A 15,872-nucleotide genomic window follows, 5' to 3' on the forward strand; every position below is an offset into this window, starting at 1 on the left:
GTTGATACACTAATGCTCAGTACCGTCAGCTACTTTCGCATAAACATCCGGCGGTAGATTCGACGACCCAAGAAGAGGAATATCCCCAACACAATCGTGGTGATGACAAAGAATGCCATCAGAATCCACCCCTGAACTTTAAAATAACCACTCAGCGCAACAAAATTCTTACGTTCAAAATGATAATTGGGGACGCCAGTCGCTCGGGTCCGTATTTTGACTGGACTGCCATTCAGATAATAAATGCCTTTGTGGTAGCCAAACGTCGCGGAAGCACTCAGCAAACGGGTCCGCATTTGCTTTTGTGGAGCGTACCACGTGATATGTGTGTGCCGTAATTGCTGCAGCAGGGCTGTCTCTTGCTTCGCAGATGTTGGTAACTGAACTGTGACGGCCATTGGCAGTGCGGGAGTAACCTGCTGAATCTGCCCGTTACGCACTGTTTGTAAAGACTGCCACGTCACCCCATACCAGGTCGTTCTATGGGTTGCACCCAAATTATCCCGTTGTACAAACGCTGTCGTCGTTGGGTTGGGCAGGAGCAAGACGTCACTTGCTCGCTGTAAACCATAGCGTTGTAAGGTCCGATCCTGATTCCAGTAGGCTGGCGCGCTGATTCCCACCGGAATAACCTGTCGCTGTCCTAATTGATTCAACTCAGCCACCATCACTTGTTCAAGCGTGTTTCTGCTCTGCGCGTTTGCCGCACCCACGACTGGTGCCTGTAGAAAAATGACCCCGTGATGCCGTTCTACATACCGCAGCGTCGCAGTGAAGCGCGTAAACGCTCGCATTGATGTGTTATTGGCCACGGTTGTCGTACTCAGTGCAAATGGGATTCCATCGGCAGCCAAGTGCTGTGCCAACCGCCGAACACGTTTGAGGTCACTGTAAGGTGTCACCCCGGTAATCGTTAATAACGGGGCTTGGGCCCGCTGCCGGCCAAACAATGTCGCCACCGTCTGCATCGCTACCAGCAAGCTCAATCCTTGTGGCTCCAAATATGGCAGGTAACCCTGAGTCCCCACTACAGTGCCATACGGATGGTCCGCCAGGCTTGTCCGTTGCGTGGTCAACGTTCCAAAATTTCGCGCCCCTTTTCTCGTCTTCAGTAGCGTGACATCTTCACTGAACGGTAAGAGCTGCCAATTACGTTGGTGTTTCAACAGAAATTGCTGATGCCGAACCGTTACACGTTTTGCCCGCAAGCGACCAGTCTCAGCCGCATCAAGTCCTGGCCCAATGTGGAGTTGTTGGCCGGTAAAAGTATCGCGGTCGCGAATGAAGGCTGGATTCTTTAAATGACCGGCCGACCAATTGTTCAAGGTCACAACGCCTTGATACCGTCGCGTTGTTAATTGCCCTGCCCGATAAGTCGTCAACTGCTCCGTTTGCGTTTTGACACCAGCGCTTGCAAGTAATCGCTGCACAGCAACCAACTTTTTTTGTCCCTGTTGTTTGGGATTCAATGCATCATACACGATAAGTACCCGCCGTGATGCAGCCTGTGCGGGTTTCGCTAGCCCCCACAACCCACAAGTTAGCGCCAAGATAACCAGTAAACCTTGCCACCATTTTCGCATGACCTACACCTCCGTTTCCGCATCATCTGCATGCCAGAGACGGTGATTCAGCATATCTGCTAGAAAGATAAGCAGGACCATGTCAATACTCAAGGGCACCATCAGCAGCCGCTGGGCCAGCGCCGTTGTCCCACCCCCAATAATTGCCATAATAGGTACGCTGATAAAAATTAGAAGTAGCCCACACACTAAGAAGAAGCGCACGACACTGGCGACTCGCTGAGCTCGTAAGTCGTTGTAGACACCTACAGCAAAGATCATGAGCAGGGCCACGACTAGAAGTACATTGAAGGCAAAACGCTCGGGAAAGAAGCTACCTGCAGCCGCACTAAAACTGGTAAAGAGTGTCACCTGGGCCCCGGGAGCCTTACCCGCTCCTTTTTGATAATCTCCCACTGACTTGTTCTGCGTCATCATCATGTCACTCGCAGCTAGGTCCAGGAGCGTCAAGAACTGGCGCGGATGCTGAAGATAGTAACGGCTGACCCACACGCCCGTGTAGCGTTGAATCAGGTGCCGCTGTACAGAACGACTGCTTGGTCGTTGGGCAGTGAAGGCGGTTGGGTAATAGTCTTCGTCCTTCATTAGCCCATATTGCGGACTGATTCCGCTATGCTCAAGTGACTGACTCGCATCGGTGTCCTGCGTTAATACCCCATGCGTAAAGGACTGATAACGGTTCATGGCCCGTTGTTCACTAGAAAGTGAGGTATAACTCAAACCACCTAGAATCAGCAGCATCAGGAGTCCTGCCAATAACCACAGCCACCGTGAACCGCGAGTCACCACAAAGAAGAAACCGCCACTAGCAATCACAAAGCACAGGACTAACAGCCCATTCTGTGGTGTTGCCGTCACGAGCAGAGCCACACCGCCAAAAAAGCCAATTACTAGCCGCCAATTCATGGTTCGTAGCCGGGCCACGAGTAAGGTCGTCGCTACAACATATAGCATCCCAATCACCATTACCGGTGTTGCATAAAAAGAATTAAAACTCAGAATAAACGCCGCATCAGCAAAGACCAAGACAACGGCCACTGCTAAAAAGTAGCTACGGATTCGACGATACGGCTGGGTCAGTGCCTTGGTCAGTAAATAGATTCTGCCAAGATATGGCCCAGTATAGGTCAGTCCTAAAAACCGCACGTCAAAAACAGTTTGGCTGTGGACCAGTTTATTCACCAGAATTGCCACTTGGATAAAGAGTGTTTGTGCAGTAAAACTCGTCCCCCGCAATTCATTAAAGTACCGCATAATGCCCAGCTGCGGATTAACATAGGTCGTCGTCTGATACCCACTCAAGCGGTAGAGACCATTGTTGGCCAAAATCTGTGGAAACGTTCCATCATCCGCTAAGCCACGTAAAGGGGGCACGAACAAGAGGAATCCCACCACTAGGCCAGCTAAAATCGTCGCCAACATTGCCGGTGACACTTGCCGCGTAAAAGCCTGCCAAGCCGTTAGCCTGAATTGTTTAAATCGTTTCATCTTGGCAAGTCCCTTCCTTTAACTTTTAATACCCCGCAGCGTTTAGCGCGGTCAGGTTACTGTACGAATAACTCTGTTTGGTTTTTGCATTTCCAATACCACCGAAGATCGGCGACGACTGCGTCACGACCTGCCCTTGCCACACCCATCGCATGGCTTGACGGTAGTTGGCCCGGTCACCTGCCGTGGCAAAGACCATCGCGGCCAACGCATAATTCGCCGTGGACTGACCATTATCCGTAACACTTCCCGCCGTTGAATACCCGTTATACAACTTGTGGCCCTTAACTTGTTGGGCCAACCAAGTTCGACTTGTTGCCTTGAGCTCACCGATTTCCGCCAAATGGAGCAATGTTTCTAAGGCTTCCGATGTATTCAAATTTTTCGTCGAATAGGTCAGTTGTTGCCAGCTAAAACTTGCGGCGTACAACGGGAATACGTTTCCTAAATAACCACCATGAACAACCTTTAACTGCTCCTTATAGGCCTTTTTCCCGGTCCGGCTACCCTGCTCATAATATTTAAGCGTTTTAAAATCGAAGTAAGCCAGACTGCTGGTCTTTGCCGTTTGCTTGGTCTGTGGATCATAGTAATCATATAGCCGACCATTTTTCAGTGCACCGGCTTGTAACGTTGCAAAGTGATTGGCCGCCGTCTGCTGGTAACGCTTAGTCTTAGTTAACGCATCATAGAGATTGAGTGCACGAATGATGCGCAAATCATCCAGTGTCGCGTTGACGGCAAACCGCTTCCGACTGCGAGGGTCATAGCGATAGCTAAACTGACCGTGGCTCCCAAACGTCTTGACCGTGGCTTGATAGAACGTTCGAAATTGCTGGTAATCGTGTTGCGTTGCCAAATACTCAAGCCACATGCCAGCCGATTCGCTTAACAGCTCATGACCCGTTGCCGCGTCAGCCGTTCGCCGAGACGTATCCACATAATTTGTGTAGATGCCTTGTGAGGTCTTCAACTTGGCCGAGACAAAATTAGCAAGTTGTCGCTGGTTTTGTCGATCCGTCGCCGAATGAATGGACGTTGAACGAACAAACGTTGTTGGCGTTGTCTTAGGCGGCGTTTCCGTAACCGTCTTCGACCGACACCCTCCCAGTAACAGGCCAACGCTCAGAAACACTATTCCAAATTGCCATTTTAATCGCATGTGCTTTCCTTCCTCAGAAATCTGATGTCAATGGACCGTTGTCTGTGCCAGTCACCGCTAAGACATGCACCTTAATTAGACGAGCAAATTTTATAAACTCATTTTTAAAGTTGATTGCCTTTTTCTGAATACACCAAGTTGATTGGCTGTTAAACCGCTTCCAAAAATAATAAACTTATTCAGCTTATTTTCGATTCAATCCGAACGAAAAGTCGGCCGCCAACTTGTTGTCACAATGATTTACTTTTGAAAAAAACATTTGAGGGTTGCTAACTTATCGTTAAATTCATTTATACTAATAATGTATAAACCATTTCACCTAGTTCCATTTTCATCTTACCATTTTTCCAGAAAGTAATTTAGACAAACTGCAAATCTTTCGTCAATTTAGGGGATCAAATTTTGGCCTTAGCCTAAAAATAACCGTAATCTCCTGACCAACTAAAAAAAGCCACCCCAAAGGATGACTTCCAAAATTATTTTTAATCACTTAGTCGCGGAACACCGCAGCTGAGATATGTTGTCCTTTAACTTGACGACGCCGCGCTTCGCGATACAAGAAGAGATACGTTTGCCGTGCCAATGCCGTGTTCGCCGTCATTTCATTGTCGGCATCCGCGATGGCCTCTTCTGTTTGTTTGGCGTGGTCCCAGCGATCTTTGGCTGCATCAATGCTCAACAGGAGCTGTTCATCATATGCCGCCTTCAATCGCGGAAGTTGCCGCTTCTTTTTCCCAAACATCCGCGATTCCCCCTTACATTTCGGTTCGACCTTCAACCGCCTTAAATAGCGTCATTTCATCGGCGTATTCAATGTCGCTCCCCACGGACAGGCCATGGGCTAAACGTGTCACCTTAATGCCGGCTGGTTTGATCAGTCGTGACAGATACATCGCCGTGGCTTCACCCTCTGGTGTGGCGTTAGTAGCGATGATAACTTCCTTAATGGCCGGATTCTTCTGGAGTCGGTTGATCAGGCTGGCAATGTTTAGATCTTCTGGCCCCTTGCCTTCGATGGGTGACATGACCCCTTGTAACACGTGGTACAAGCCATGATATTCCTTCATCTTCTCCATGACCATAATGTCCTTAGCCTGCTCAACGACCAACACGTGAGACTGATCTCGCGTCTTGTCCGTGCAGATGGAACACGGGTCACTTTCGGTAATGTTGCCACAGATCGAACAAAAATGGAGGTCTCGTTTTGCGGAGACCAGCGCTTTAGAAAACGCCGTGACGTCGTCTTCTGCCATGTCAATGGTAAAGAACGCCAGCCGGGTTGCCGACTTTTGACCAATGCCCGGCAACTTCATGTAGCTGTCGATCAATTGGGCGATGGGTTCTGGATACTGCATAGGTCACAACGTCCTTTCTAAACTTACATCCCCGGAATGTTCATTCCTTGCGTGTACTTGCCTAACGTTTGTTGGGTAGTTGATTCGATTTGACCCAGGGCGTCGTTCACGGCAGCCAAGACCAGGTCGGCCAACATGTCAGGATCATCGGGATCAATGGCCTCTGGCTTAATTGTCAGATCAGTCATCTTCCGGTCACCCGTAAAGGTTGCCTGAACCATGCTATCTGGTGACGTCCCCGTAAAGCTTTGGGCGTTCAGATTGTTTTGGTCCTCTTCCATCTTCTTTTGCATTTGCCGCATTTGTTTCATCATGTTCCCCATATTTCCCATGTTCCGCATCGTAATCATCCTTTCAAATTTTAATCTGCTTTTACGTTAACAATAGCCTTACCAAAGAGTTCTTCGGCCTTGGTGACCACCGGATTGGCTGCTGGCTTTTCCGGCTCAGCTGGCGTATCCGCATTGGCTTGAAGCTCTGCTTTGTGCGCCGTCAAATAGGTCTTCCGGATACCAGGCCAATCTTCCTTAGGTACGAAGACCACCGGCAAAGCCGTCCCAATCATCCGATCCAGCCCGTTTTCCAAGGCATCGGTCAACTCATGATCGGTCGTGGCCCGTTGATACAGGAAGGAGTAGTCAAAGGCAACGATGACCCCAGAATTGGCCGCTGCGACTGGTTGTGAGACCTTCATGACCGCCCGTTGGGTAATCGACAGGCTATTCAATAGATCCGGCCAGACTTCCTGTAACTGATTGAGCTTTTCTCGCGTGGCCGAACCCAAGACTGGATAGATTTTCGCCAAATTGACTTCCTTGGCCGGTGCTGACTTGGTCACTCGTGGTTTCGCAGGCGCCGCCGCAGCCTTAACGGGACTTGGTGCCTGTTCCAAATGCTTCACAGCTGAGCGTAACTGATCAATCTCGTGTTGCAGTTCCGTCACTTCACTGGTGCCGACTGCTGGCTGTGGTGCACGCGGTGCCTCGGCATTCGGCGCCACCGAAGCGGTCGTTTCAGCCGGTGTTGCACCATTTTGATGGCCAATCTCAGCCAATTTGATGGTCAAGATTTCCAAGTAGATATCCGGATGGGTCGTGAACCGCATCTGTTGTTGAATGGCATTTAGCTCGTTGATCATGGCGTACATGGTCTGCGCGGGCGTCTTCTTCGCCAAAGCTTGGAAGTCGTCACTCACGCTTCCCATCTCGGCCTCTTCCACCAACTGTGGTGCCTGTTGATAGAGCAACAGGTCTCTGGCATAGCTGATGACGTCTTCGGTAAACCGTTCGGCGTCCTTACCAGCTTCCAAGACCGATTGTAAGGTTGCCAATGCCGCCTTGGTATCACCATTGAGGACCTGTTGGACATAGGTTGCCAGCAGTTCGTGAGTCACGCTCCCGGTAACTAGCAACGCGTTGTCCAGCGTAATCTCATTGTCACCGAAAGACAGGGCTTGATCCAGGATACTCAAGGCATCTCGCATACCACCCTCGGCTGCCTTAGCAATGACCTTAACCGCCTGTTCGTCGTAAGTCACTTTTTTCTGATCCAAAATGTAGATCATGCGTTGATAACTGTCGTTGGCTGCGATTCGTTTGAAATCAAACCGTTGGGTCCGCGAAATAATCGTCGCCGGAATCTTATGTGGTTCCGTCGTTGCTAAGATAAAAATCACATTAGCCGGTGGTTCTTCAAGGGTCTTCAATAAGGCGTTAAATGCCCCGGTCGAGAGCATGTGGACTTCATCGATAATGTACACCTTGTAGTCGGCTACGGTTGGAGCATATTTTACCTTGTCCCGAATATCCCGAATTTCCTCGACCCCGTTGTTGGAAGCCGCATCAATTTCAATGACATCGTTTAACGTCCCGTCCGTAATAGCCTTACAGGTGTCACACTCATTGCAGGGCTCGCCGTCCTGCTGGTGATGACAGTTGATGGCCTTCGCAAAAATCTTGGCTGCCGACGTCTTCCCGGTTCCCCGGGGGCCAGCAAACAAGTAGGCATGACTAATTTGATTGGTCGTAATGGCGTTTTTTAACGTCCGGGTAATGACCTCTTGCCCGATCATATCGTCAAAACGCTGGGGCCGCCAGACCCGGTAAAGTGCTTGATAAGCCATGCAATCTGTTCCTTTCTTCAATGGTTAAACCTGAATTTTATCTTTCAACCTTAGTTTACAAGAAAATTTCGAGACTCAATGCGCCTTTACTTCAAATTCGCTGAGTATAATTATAGCCTTTTTCCCCAGCAGCTGTCACGGATTGACGGCAAGTATTTACGGGAAATTAAGGTGCTCAACTTAACGGCTGACTCTATTTTTATAGGAGTTTAAAAAAATTTGTGGGTATGAAAAAACTCCCAGTCAACGACTAGGAGTTATTAATTAGCTCATAAACTTGAAGCACAAAGCGAAACGAACTTAGTGCTGCTTCCTTCCGGACCTGACACGATTCGTAGGCCCGCCCTTGCTTCAAGGCCTTAACGGCAAATACTAGTGTATCATGATTCCCCAACTCTGTCTACTCACTTATCAACTAGCAGTCATATTGGCGATCACCTGCGGCTGTCAGAGATTCCGCCTGCTGTGGGGACCGCCTGCGGCCTGAGAAACGGTCCTCCGGCTCGGTTTGAAGCCCGGAAAATCACCGGTCTCCAAACACGTCCCACGGTGTAAGCCGATTCTCGGCTTACACCGTCGACACAGCTGGCTACATCTCTGACCTCCTCCGGTTACGTTAGCTGATTATCCATACCGGTGTGATCAATCGCTGGTATGACACATAGTTTTGGCCTACCAGTTACGTAGCCGTGAGTGAGCCAAATTTAGCGAACGGTAAGGCGGCAATTTAACACCATGTTGCCCATATTTCAGCAATTCAATCTATCAACGCACGCAGATGTTTTTAAAATTGCAACCTTTAGGTGCTTAACCTTCCGCTCGTTGTGCCGCCTTACGCGCCTTTTTGGCCGCCTTTTGGCGTTTGCGGGCAGCCTTGAAGAAGCTGACCATGCGTTCACCCGCATCTTTGGCCATTAAGCCTTCATGAACCGTAACCACGTGATTCAAGCGGTCGTCTGTGAGTGTTTGGTACAGACTATCCACGGCTCCAGCCTTGGGGTCACGGGCGCCATAGAAGACTTCCGGAATCCGTGCATTAACGATGGCCCCACTGCACATGAGACAAGGTTCAATCGTCACGTAGAGCTGGCAATCATTGAGCCGCCAACTCTTTAAGGTCGCACAGGCTTCCTCAATTGCCCGAACTTCTGCATGAAGGGTCGCATCGTTGCCATGCTCACGGAGATTGTGCCCTCGGCCAACAATTTGGCCGTCATGCACGATGACTGCGCCAATGGGAACCTCGCCGATAATGGCCGCCTGGTCAGCTTCAAACAAAGCTTCTTCCATATAATGACGTTGCTGCGTCGTGTACGTTCTCTCGCGCACGTCGGCCCCTCCTTTCACCACTAGTTAGTTCAGTGTGCTTTCCAAAATGTAGTAGCCCTTATCCTTCTTCAAGATCTGACAATTCCCAAAAGTCTCCGCCATGTGTTTTTTAGCCGATGGGGCCCCTTGCTTTTTCTGTAAGACCACCGTCAGCGTTCCGCCTGGCAACAAATGTTGTGCCGCCTCTTCCAGCATCGTCGTGACAACCTGTTTGCCGGCGCGCACTGGCGGGTTGGTAATGATGGCCGCGTAACGCTGCGTGACGTTGGCATAAATATCTGAGGTCTTGATTTCCACATTTTCAATCTGGTTGGCCACCGCATTTTGTCGTGCCAAAGTCAGCGCTAATTCGTTCACGTCGACCATCGTAACTTGCCGTTCTGGCCAGCGCTTTGCTAGTGCCAAGCCAATCGGACCGTAACCTGTCCCTAAATCCAACCAAGGGCCTGCCGGGGTCTTGTCCGCGTTAAATGCTTCCAATAGTACCCGTGATCCGTAGTCCACCCGGTTCTTCGAGAAGACGCCGTTGTCGGTGGTAAACAACAATTCGTTACCTAAGAGGGTAAATGGCCAGTGTTGTTCTTCGTGTAAAACGTCTGGATTTTGTGTATAATAGTGATTAGTCAAATTCTCCGCCACCTTTACTCTTTATTTTACCGTAGATAGGTCACCGTGGCTAATAAAAAAAGATTATCGTGCTAGACACCATATTTAGTAGTTATTGTATGTTTCAACTACAAAATATGGTGTCTTTTTTGATTGAAATTTTCTATATCTGGTGTACACTAAGTTCATTGATATTGAAATTAGAGGATGTGGCAACAATGAAAGTAACGATTTACTCAAAAAACAACTGTATGCAATGCAAGATGACGAAGCGTTTTCTCAGCGAACACAACGTGGACTTTGAAGAACGCAACATCAATCAGAACCCAGAATATGTGTCATATCTCAAGGAACAAGGCTTTCAAGCGGTTCCCGTAGTTGAAGCACCCGGTCTTCCCGCATTTTATGGGTTCCGACCCGACCAATTAACTAAGATTGCGGGCTAATTAGCCTGGCACAAACCCGTCTTGGCGACGTCGTGTTTGTTTTCACGGTGTCGCCATTTTTATTTGACTTAACTTGCTTACACACTTTGACTTATCAGAGAGGAAGAGACGACCAGTATGAGCTTAAAAGACTTAAAAGATGTCACGTACTACGACTTGAACAACGAGATCAACATCCCCGTAAATGGACAGATCCCGTTAAATAAGGACCAAGAAGCCCTCCAAGCCTTCCTAAAGGAAAATGTCGTCCCCAATACCAAAAAATTTGATTCACTCCGCGACCGGTTCGACTACTTAATTACCAATAACTACATTGAAAAAAAAGTGATTGACGCCTATCCACTGAGCTTCATCGAAGACCTTTACGCCTACTTAAAGTCCCAAGACTTCCATTTCAAGTCCTTCATGGCTGCCTACAAGTTCTACGCCCAATACGCGCTTAAAACCGATGACAATGACTACTACCTGGAAAATTTCATCGACCGGGTCGCTATGAACGCCCTGGACTTTGCCGATGGGGACCAGCAATTGGCCCACGATTTGGCCGACGAGATCATTCATCAACGCTACCAACCGGCGACACCGAGCTTCTTAAATGCCGGTCGTTCACGCCGCGGCGAGTTAGTCTCCTGTTTCTTGATTCAATCGACCGATGACATGAACACGATTGGCCGGACCATCAACTCCGCACTACAACTGTCACGGATCGGTGGTGGGGTCGGCATCAGTCTTTCCAATTTGCGCGGTGCTGGCGACCCTATCAAACATATCGAAGGCGCCGCTTCCGGTGTGGTTCCGGTCATGAAATTGTTGGAAGACAGCTTCTCTTACTCCAACCAACTCGGCCAACGCCAAGGGGCCGGTGTCGTTTATTTAAGTGTGTTCCACCCAGACATCGTGGCTTTTCTGGGCGCGAAGAAGGAAAACGCCGACGAAAAGATTCGCTTGAAGACGCTATCCCTCGGGGTCACGGTTCCCGACAAGTTCTATGAACTCTGTGAGGCCGATGCTGACATGTACTTATTTAGCCCCTACGATGTCGAACGTATCTACGGCAAACCTTTCTCCTACGTGGATATCACCGCGGAATACGACAACTTGGTCGCTAACCCTGATATTCGTAAGAAGAAGCTCAAGGCCCGTGATCTAGAGACTGATATTGGCAAACTACAACAGGAATCCGGCTACCCTTACATCGTCAACATTGACACGGCTAACCGGGAAAACCCGATTGACGGCCGCATCGTCATGAGTAACCTGTGTTCTGAAATCATGCAGGTGCAAACGCCATCGACCGTCAACAACAAGCAGGAATATATTCAAAAAGGAACCGACATCTCTTGTAACCTCGGCTCCACTAACATCGTAAACCTCATGACTTCCCCTGACTTTGGCCATTCCGTAGAAACCATGGTCCGGGCGTTGACATTTGTGACCGACCACTCCGATATTGACGTGGTTCCTTCCATTCAAAAGGGGAATCAACTGGCGCACACGATTGGGTTAGGCGCCATGGGCCTGCACAGTTACTTTGCCAAGAATCAAATGATGTACGGCTCCAAGGACAGTGTCGCCTTTACCAGCGTCTACTTCATGTTACTGAACTACTGGACGCTAAAAGCTTCCAACCAAATTGCCAAGGAACGTCACGAAACATTCCACAACTTTGAAAAGAGTACCTACGCTTCTGGTACCTACTTCGACCGTTACACCGAAAAAGACTGGCGCCCAACGTCCAAGAAGGTCCAAGGTCTCTTCGCCAACGTTTGGCTGCCTTCACCGGAAGATTGGGCCGCTTTAAAGGCTGACGTGATGACTGACGGCCTGTATCACCAAAACCGGATGGCCGTTGCGCCCAACGGGTCCATTTCCTACATCAATGACACCACGGCCAGTCTGCACCCCATCATCAACCGTATTGAGGAACGCCAAGAAAAGACGATTGGGAAGATCTACTACCCTGCCCCTTACCTGAGCAACGAAACCATGCCTTATTACAAGTCCGCTTATGATACCGACATGCGCCGCGTGATCGACGTTTACGCCGCTGCTCAGAAACACGTTGACCAAGGGATGAGTCTGACCCTGTTCATGCGGTCCACGATTCCAGCCGGCCTGTATGAATGGAAGAATGGCCGGACCGACAAGATGACCACGCGGGATCTGAGCATTCTGCGGAACTACGCTTACCGTAAGGGCATCAAGTCCCTCTACTACGTTCGGACCTTCACCGACGACAATAACGAAGTTGGCGCCAACCAATGTGAAAGCTGCGTTATCTAGCAAGAACCGTTCAATTTCAGTCTAAATTTCCAAATCAAAGCAACACTCACGAACAATCAAAGGAGTGGTAGCATGGCAAGAACAGAAAATTATCAAGCAATCAACTGGAACCAGGTCTCCGATGAAATCGACAAGGCGACCTGGGAAAAATTAACCGAACAATTTTGGCTGGACACGCGGATTCCGGTGTCTAATGACCTCGATGACTGGCGGACGCTGGACACGGACCACAAGTGGGTCGTGGGCCACGTCTTTGGCGGGTTAACCCTGCTGGACACCCTTCAGTCTCAAGATGGCATGGCAGCGCTGCGACGCGATGTGCGAACACCACATGAAACGGCCGTCCTCAACAACATTCAATTCATGGAATCCGTCCATGCGAAGAGTTACTCCACCATTTTTTCCACGCTGAACACACCGGATGAAATCGATGAGATCTTCCAATGGAGCGATTCTGAAGAATTTTTGCAGAACAAGACCAAGCGGATCTACGACCTCTACCACGATGACGAACATCCGTTGAAGAAGAAAATTTCCAGTGTCTTCTTGGAAACGTTCCTGTTCTACTCCGGCTTCTTCACCCCACTCTACTACCTGGGCCACAACAAGCTCAATAACGTGGCGGAAATTATCAAGTTGATCTTGCGTGACGAATCCGTCCATGGGACCTACATCGGTTACAAGTTCCAGTTGGGCATGAAGGAATTGACCGATAACGAACAGCAGGCCATGAAGGACTGGATGTACGACTTCCTCTACAAGCTCTACGACAACGAGGAAAAGTATACCCACACGCTGTACGATCAAATCGGTTGGTCAGAACAAGTGTTGACGTTTATTCGCTACAACGCTAACAAGGCCCTGATGAACTTGGGACAAGATCCCCTGTTTCCAGATACGGCCGACGATGTGAACCCCGTTGTCATGAACGGAATTTCCACCTCGACTGCCAACCACGACTTCTTCTCCCAGGTCGGTAACGGTTACCTTTTGGGAAACGTTGAAGCCATGAGCAACGACGATTACAACATCGGCGAACCCGCTGATCCGGAAGATCCTAGCAAATAAGTTCATCAATAAAGTCCCCTCACCAGCACCCCAGAGCACAGGGTGTTGCTGAGGGGACTTTTTAGTTATCCCTTCAAAAATTCTGGCCGGGCGTACGCCGGATCGGGATACCGATAGAACCCCGCCCCGCTTTCTTGCCCCAAATGATTCTGTTCGATCATATCTGTTTTGACCGTATGGGCCACGTCCACCAGAAATTCCTTACCGGGTTGCGCACTGGCCGCCAAAATAATGTTGTAGGCGGTCCGTAACCCAATCTCATCGAGGATGCCAAATGGCCCCATCGGCGCCCCCGTTGCAATCATCCACGCACGGTCGATGGTCTCGGTATCTGCCACACCCTTGGCCCATAGAACCAAAGCGGCGTCCACAAACGGAATCAACAGGGTATTGAGGACGTAGGCGGGTTGTTCCTTCTTTAATTGAATCGGCACCATGCCAATCTGGCGGGCAAAGGTGACCCCCGCTTCATAAATCGCCGGATCCGTGCCGGCATGCCCCATGACCTCAGTCATGTTGTTGGACCAGATGTGGTTCGCAAAATGTAACGCTAAGAACTTCTCTGGTCGCCCGGTCATGGCCGCAAACTGGCTAGGTACTAATGTCGACGAGTTGGTCGCAAAGATTGTTTTCGCTGGTGCAACTTTTGCGAGTTCACCGTAAAAGGCACTCTTGATGGTCAATACCTCTGGAATGGCTTCAATCACCAGATCGGCATCTTCTACGGCTGTCGCGAGATCCGTTGCGAAATGCAGGCGTTCATTCGTGTCAAATAAAACTGCTGGCGTTGCATTCATTTCCCGCGTGTAGGATTGGTCCCAGGTTGCCATGCGCCGTTTAGCCGCTGAGATGGCCGCAGCGTTCACATCATAGACGGTGACCTCCAGCCCACTGTAGGCCGTTTGATAAGCAATTTGACTTCCTAACGTACCACCACCGGCAACGGTTACCTTTTCAATCGTCATGGTCCTCTTCCTCCTTGTACGAAATCCTCAGACATATTGAGATCTTTGGCCGGCGTTGGCTGGTATCAGTTGTATCATGAGTTGGCCACAGACCTCTTTATTAAAAACACCCTTATTTTAAAATTCACCAAATCTTTTCACAATCTGGATGCGATTGTTGCGTCCCAACATTTACTAAGCCACTTATCCAACGTCCCGGCGGCCAGTCCATCAAACTTTTCCGTAAAGATTGCGGTATAATAATGCCAAATCTAAATTTTGGGGGCCTTTAATATGTCAACCATTAAAAATGTGTGCGTCTTCTGTGGCTCGAACCACGGCTACGACCCACAATTCCTAATTCAAACCAATGCGCTGGGAAAGTACCTGGCTGAGAATAATCATCCCGTCGTTTACGGTGGAGGTAAGGAGGGCTTGATGGGCGCCATTGCCACCTCGACCATGGCGGCTGGTGGTGAAGTCATCGGCATTATCCCGACCTTTCTGCGCGAAATGGGCTTAGCCAAGGAAGATGTCACGACCTTCATCGAAACTGCGACCATGGACGAACGGAAGGACGAAATGCTCCGCCAATCAGATGCCTTTATTGTCCTTCCCGGTGGCTTCGGTACCTTTGAAGAGTTCACGACCATGCTATCCTGGAGCCAGATCAACGTCCATCAAAAGCCCATTGCACTCTTCAATATCGATCACTATTTCGATGAACTGGTTGCGATGATGCACAAATGTTGCGATGAGGGCTTTGCCCCACAAGAGAATCTGAACCTCTTCATTGACGCGGACAGCATCGACGCCATCTTTGCGGGCTTCGATAACTTCCACCATCAATTACCGTTCAAGTACACGAACTAAGGGTTGCAAGTTCCAAGGCCTTGCCTGTTATAGCAACAACAGTAGGACTAAAACTAGGCAACCTAGTAGTCCCTTCGCCTTACCGGTCGGCAGATATGGGCTGGATCGGTGCGAACACAACTTGAAGCCTCGAAAGAACCGAGTCTACAAGCTTGGTTTTCTACTAAGCCAGTAAGCAAACCACTTACTGACTAAGTAGAACGACGCGCCTGAGCCCATATCTGCCGACCTCTCGGCTTACGTTGTGCGCTAAGACAACATTGAGACTAACCTATAACCATCGTTATTGACCGGACCAACAATCGTTAAATAACTGTTTACTTGATAAAACACAATCAGAGCCGGAGGAGGCCAGGGATGGCCCCAGAAGACTGGTGTTCTTCCAGGCCGAAGCATCCCCACAGCAGGCGGAATCTCTGGCAGCCGGAGTACGCCCAATTTAGACTAATTTAACGGTGCGAATGCTTACCAATACTGAGATGAGACCTGAATTTTATCTTCCACCCTTTAGCCAAAATAAAAACCACCCGTTGAACGGGTGGTTTTCTCTAGGGCTATAAGCCCTGGGTACTGGCCAGCGTCTCAAGGCGCTGGCTTTTGTGTGTCAAAGCCA

14 protein-coding genes and 1 other RNA gene are annotated in these 15,872 nt (G+C 49.5%); 4 read left to right on the forward strand and 11 right to left on the reverse strand.

From position 1 onward, the window contains the following. Positions 1-29: 29 nt before the first annotated feature. From FAY32_RS08155 to FAY32_RS08200, 10 genes are all read right to left on the reverse strand, one after another. Positions 30-1,583 (reverse strand): hypothetical protein, encoded by a 1,554-nt coding sequence (locus FAY32_RS08155; RefSeq protein WP_143462948.1) that lies wholly within the window; start codon positions 1,581-1,583, stop codon positions 30-32. 3 nt (positions 1,584-1,586) lie between these two features. After that, positions 1,587-3,071, reverse strand: coding sequence for a glycan biosynthesis hexose transferase WsfD (wsfD, locus tag FAY32_RS08160; protein ID WP_143462949.1), 1,485 nt, complete (start codon positions 3,069-3,071; stop codon positions 1,587-1,589). A 25-nt stretch (positions 3,072-3,096) separates the two neighbouring features. Continuing rightward, positions 3,097-4,233: a glycosyl hydrolase family 8 gene (locus tag FAY32_RS08165; RefSeq protein ID WP_191988163.1), complete on the reverse strand. Its 1,137-nt coding sequence runs from the start codon at positions 4,231-4,233 to the stop codon at positions 3,097-3,099. A 490-nt stretch (positions 4,234-4,723) separates the two neighbouring features. Beyond that, the gene (locus tag FAY32_RS08170) at positions 4,724-4,975 is read right to left on the reverse strand and encodes a YaaL family protein (RefSeq protein WP_143462950.1); all 252 of its coding nucleotides are present in this window, start codon (positions 4,973-4,975) and stop codon (positions 4,724-4,726) included. Positions 4,976-4,988: 13 nt separating this feature from the next. Continuing rightward, positions 4,989-5,588 (reverse strand): recombination mediator RecR, encoded by a 600-nt coding sequence (recR, locus tag FAY32_RS08175; protein ID WP_143462951.1) that lies wholly within the window; start codon positions 5,586-5,588, stop codon positions 4,989-4,991. Positions 5,589-5,611: 23 nt separating this feature from the next. Further along, positions 5,612-5,929 (reverse strand): YbaB/EbfC family nucleoid-associated protein, encoded by a 318-nt coding sequence (locus FAY32_RS08180; protein ID WP_143462952.1) that lies wholly within the window; start codon positions 5,927-5,929, stop codon positions 5,612-5,614. 20 nt (positions 5,930-5,949) lie between these two features. Beyond that, on the reverse strand, positions 5,950-7,710 hold the full coding sequence (dnaX, locus tag FAY32_RS08185) for a DNA polymerase III subunit gamma/tau (RefSeq protein ID WP_143462953.1): 1,761 nt from the start codon (positions 7,708-7,710) through the stop codon (positions 5,950-5,952). A gap of 271 nt (positions 7,711-7,981) precedes the next feature. Beyond that, an RNA gene (gene ffs, locus FAY32_RS08190) (signal recognition particle sRNA small type) lies at positions 7,982-8,068 on the reverse strand. A gap of 449 nt (positions 8,069-8,517) precedes the next feature. Then, positions 8,518-9,039, reverse strand: coding sequence for a tRNA adenosine(34) deaminase TadA (gene tadA, locus FAY32_RS08195; protein ID WP_143462954.1), 522 nt, complete (start codon positions 9,037-9,039; stop codon positions 8,518-8,520). Between the two features lie 24 nt (positions 9,040-9,063). Beyond that, positions 9,064-9,666, reverse strand: coding sequence for a class I SAM-dependent methyltransferase (locus FAY32_RS08200; RefSeq protein ID WP_143462955.1), 603 nt, complete (start codon positions 9,664-9,666; stop codon positions 9,064-9,066). A gap of 197 nt (positions 9,667-9,863) precedes the next feature. Here FAY32_RS08200 and FAY32_RS08205 point away from each other — a divergent pair, with 197 nt between their 5' ends. From FAY32_RS08205 to nrdF, 3 genes are all read left to right on the forward strand, one after another. Further along, positions 9,864-10,091: a redoxin NrdH gene (locus tag FAY32_RS08205; protein ID WP_048732442.1), complete on the forward strand. Its 228-nt coding sequence runs from the start codon at positions 9,864-9,866 to the stop codon at positions 10,089-10,091. A 117-nt stretch (positions 10,092-10,208) separates the two neighbouring features. Next, positions 10,209-12,374 carry a class 1b ribonucleoside-diphosphate reductase subunit alpha gene (gene nrdE, locus FAY32_RS08210; protein ID WP_143462956.1) on the forward strand — a complete coding sequence of 722 codons (2,166 nt, stop codon included), beginning with the start codon at positions 10,209-10,211 and terminating at the stop codon, positions 12,372-12,374. Between the two features lie 72 nt (positions 12,375-12,446). Next, positions 12,447-13,442, forward strand: a complete 996-nt coding sequence (nrdF, locus tag FAY32_RS08215) for a class 1b ribonucleoside-diphosphate reductase subunit beta (RefSeq protein WP_143462957.1) — start codon at positions 12,447-12,449, stop codon at positions 13,440-13,442. 65 nt (positions 13,443-13,507) lie between these two features. On the opposite strand, the gene FAY32_RS08220 is transcribed toward nrdF, so the two are convergent. Next, positions 13,508-14,407 (reverse strand): 3-hydroxyacyl-CoA dehydrogenase, encoded by a 900-nt coding sequence (locus FAY32_RS08220; protein WP_143462958.1) that lies wholly within the window; start codon positions 14,405-14,407, stop codon positions 13,508-13,510. Between the two features lie 273 nt (positions 14,408-14,680). Here FAY32_RS08220 and FAY32_RS08225 point away from each other — a divergent pair, with 273 nt between their 5' ends. Next, the gene (locus FAY32_RS08225) at positions 14,681-15,259 is read left to right on the forward strand and encodes an LOG family protein (RefSeq protein ID WP_143462959.1); all 579 of its coding nucleotides are present in this window, start codon (positions 14,681-14,683) and stop codon (positions 15,257-15,259) included. Positions 15,260-15,872 lie beyond the last annotated feature (613 nt).

The organism is Levilactobacillus enshiensis (assembly GCF_007115095.1).
Taxonomy (GTDB): domain Bacteria; phylum Bacillota; class Bacilli; order Lactobacillales; family Lactobacillaceae; genus Levilactobacillus; species Levilactobacillus enshiensis.

Coding starts and splice junctions, on each gene's coding strand:
- FAY32_RS08155 (WP_143462948.1), bottom strand. CDS start 1,583: ATGCGAAAATGGTGGCAAGGTTTACTGGTTATCTTGGCGCTAACTTGT.
- wsfD (WP_143462949.1), bottom strand. CDS start 3,071: ATGAAACGATTTAAACAATTCAGGCTAACGGCTTGGCAGGCTTTTACG.
- FAY32_RS08165 (WP_191988163.1), bottom strand. CDS start 4,233: ATGCGATTAAAATGGCAATTTGGAATAGTGTTTCTGAGCGTTGGCCTG.
- FAY32_RS08170 (WP_143462950.1), bottom strand. CDS start 4,975: ATGTTTGGGAAAAAGAAGCGGCAACTTCCGCGATTGAAGGCGGCATAT.
- recR (WP_143462951.1), bottom strand. CDS start 5,588: ATGCAGTATCCAGAACCCATCGCCCAATTGATCGACAGCTACATGAAG.
- FAY32_RS08180 (WP_143462952.1), bottom strand. CDS start 5,929: ATGCGGAACATGGGAAATATGGGGAACATGATGAAACAAATGCGGCAA.
- dnaX (WP_143462953.1), bottom strand. CDS start 7,710: ATGGCTTATCAAGCACTTTACCGGGTCTGGCGGCCCCAGCGTTTTGAC.
- FAY32_RS08205 (WP_048732442.1), top strand. CDS start 9,864: ATGAAAGTAACGATTTACTCAAAAAACAACTGTATGCAATGCAAGATG.
- nrdE (WP_143462956.1), top strand. CDS start 10,209: ATGAGCTTAAAAGACTTAAAAGATGTCACGTACTACGACTTGAACAAC.
- nrdF (WP_143462957.1), top strand. CDS start 12,447: ATGGCAAGAACAGAAAATTATCAAGCAATCAACTGGAACCAGGTCTCC.
- FAY32_RS08220 (WP_143462958.1), bottom strand. CDS start 14,407: ATGACGATTGAAAAGGTAACCGTTGCCGGTGGTGGTACGTTAGGAAGT.
- FAY32_RS08225 (WP_143462959.1), top strand. CDS start 14,681: ATGTCAACCATTAAAAATGTGTGCGTCTTCTGTGGCTCGAACCACGGC.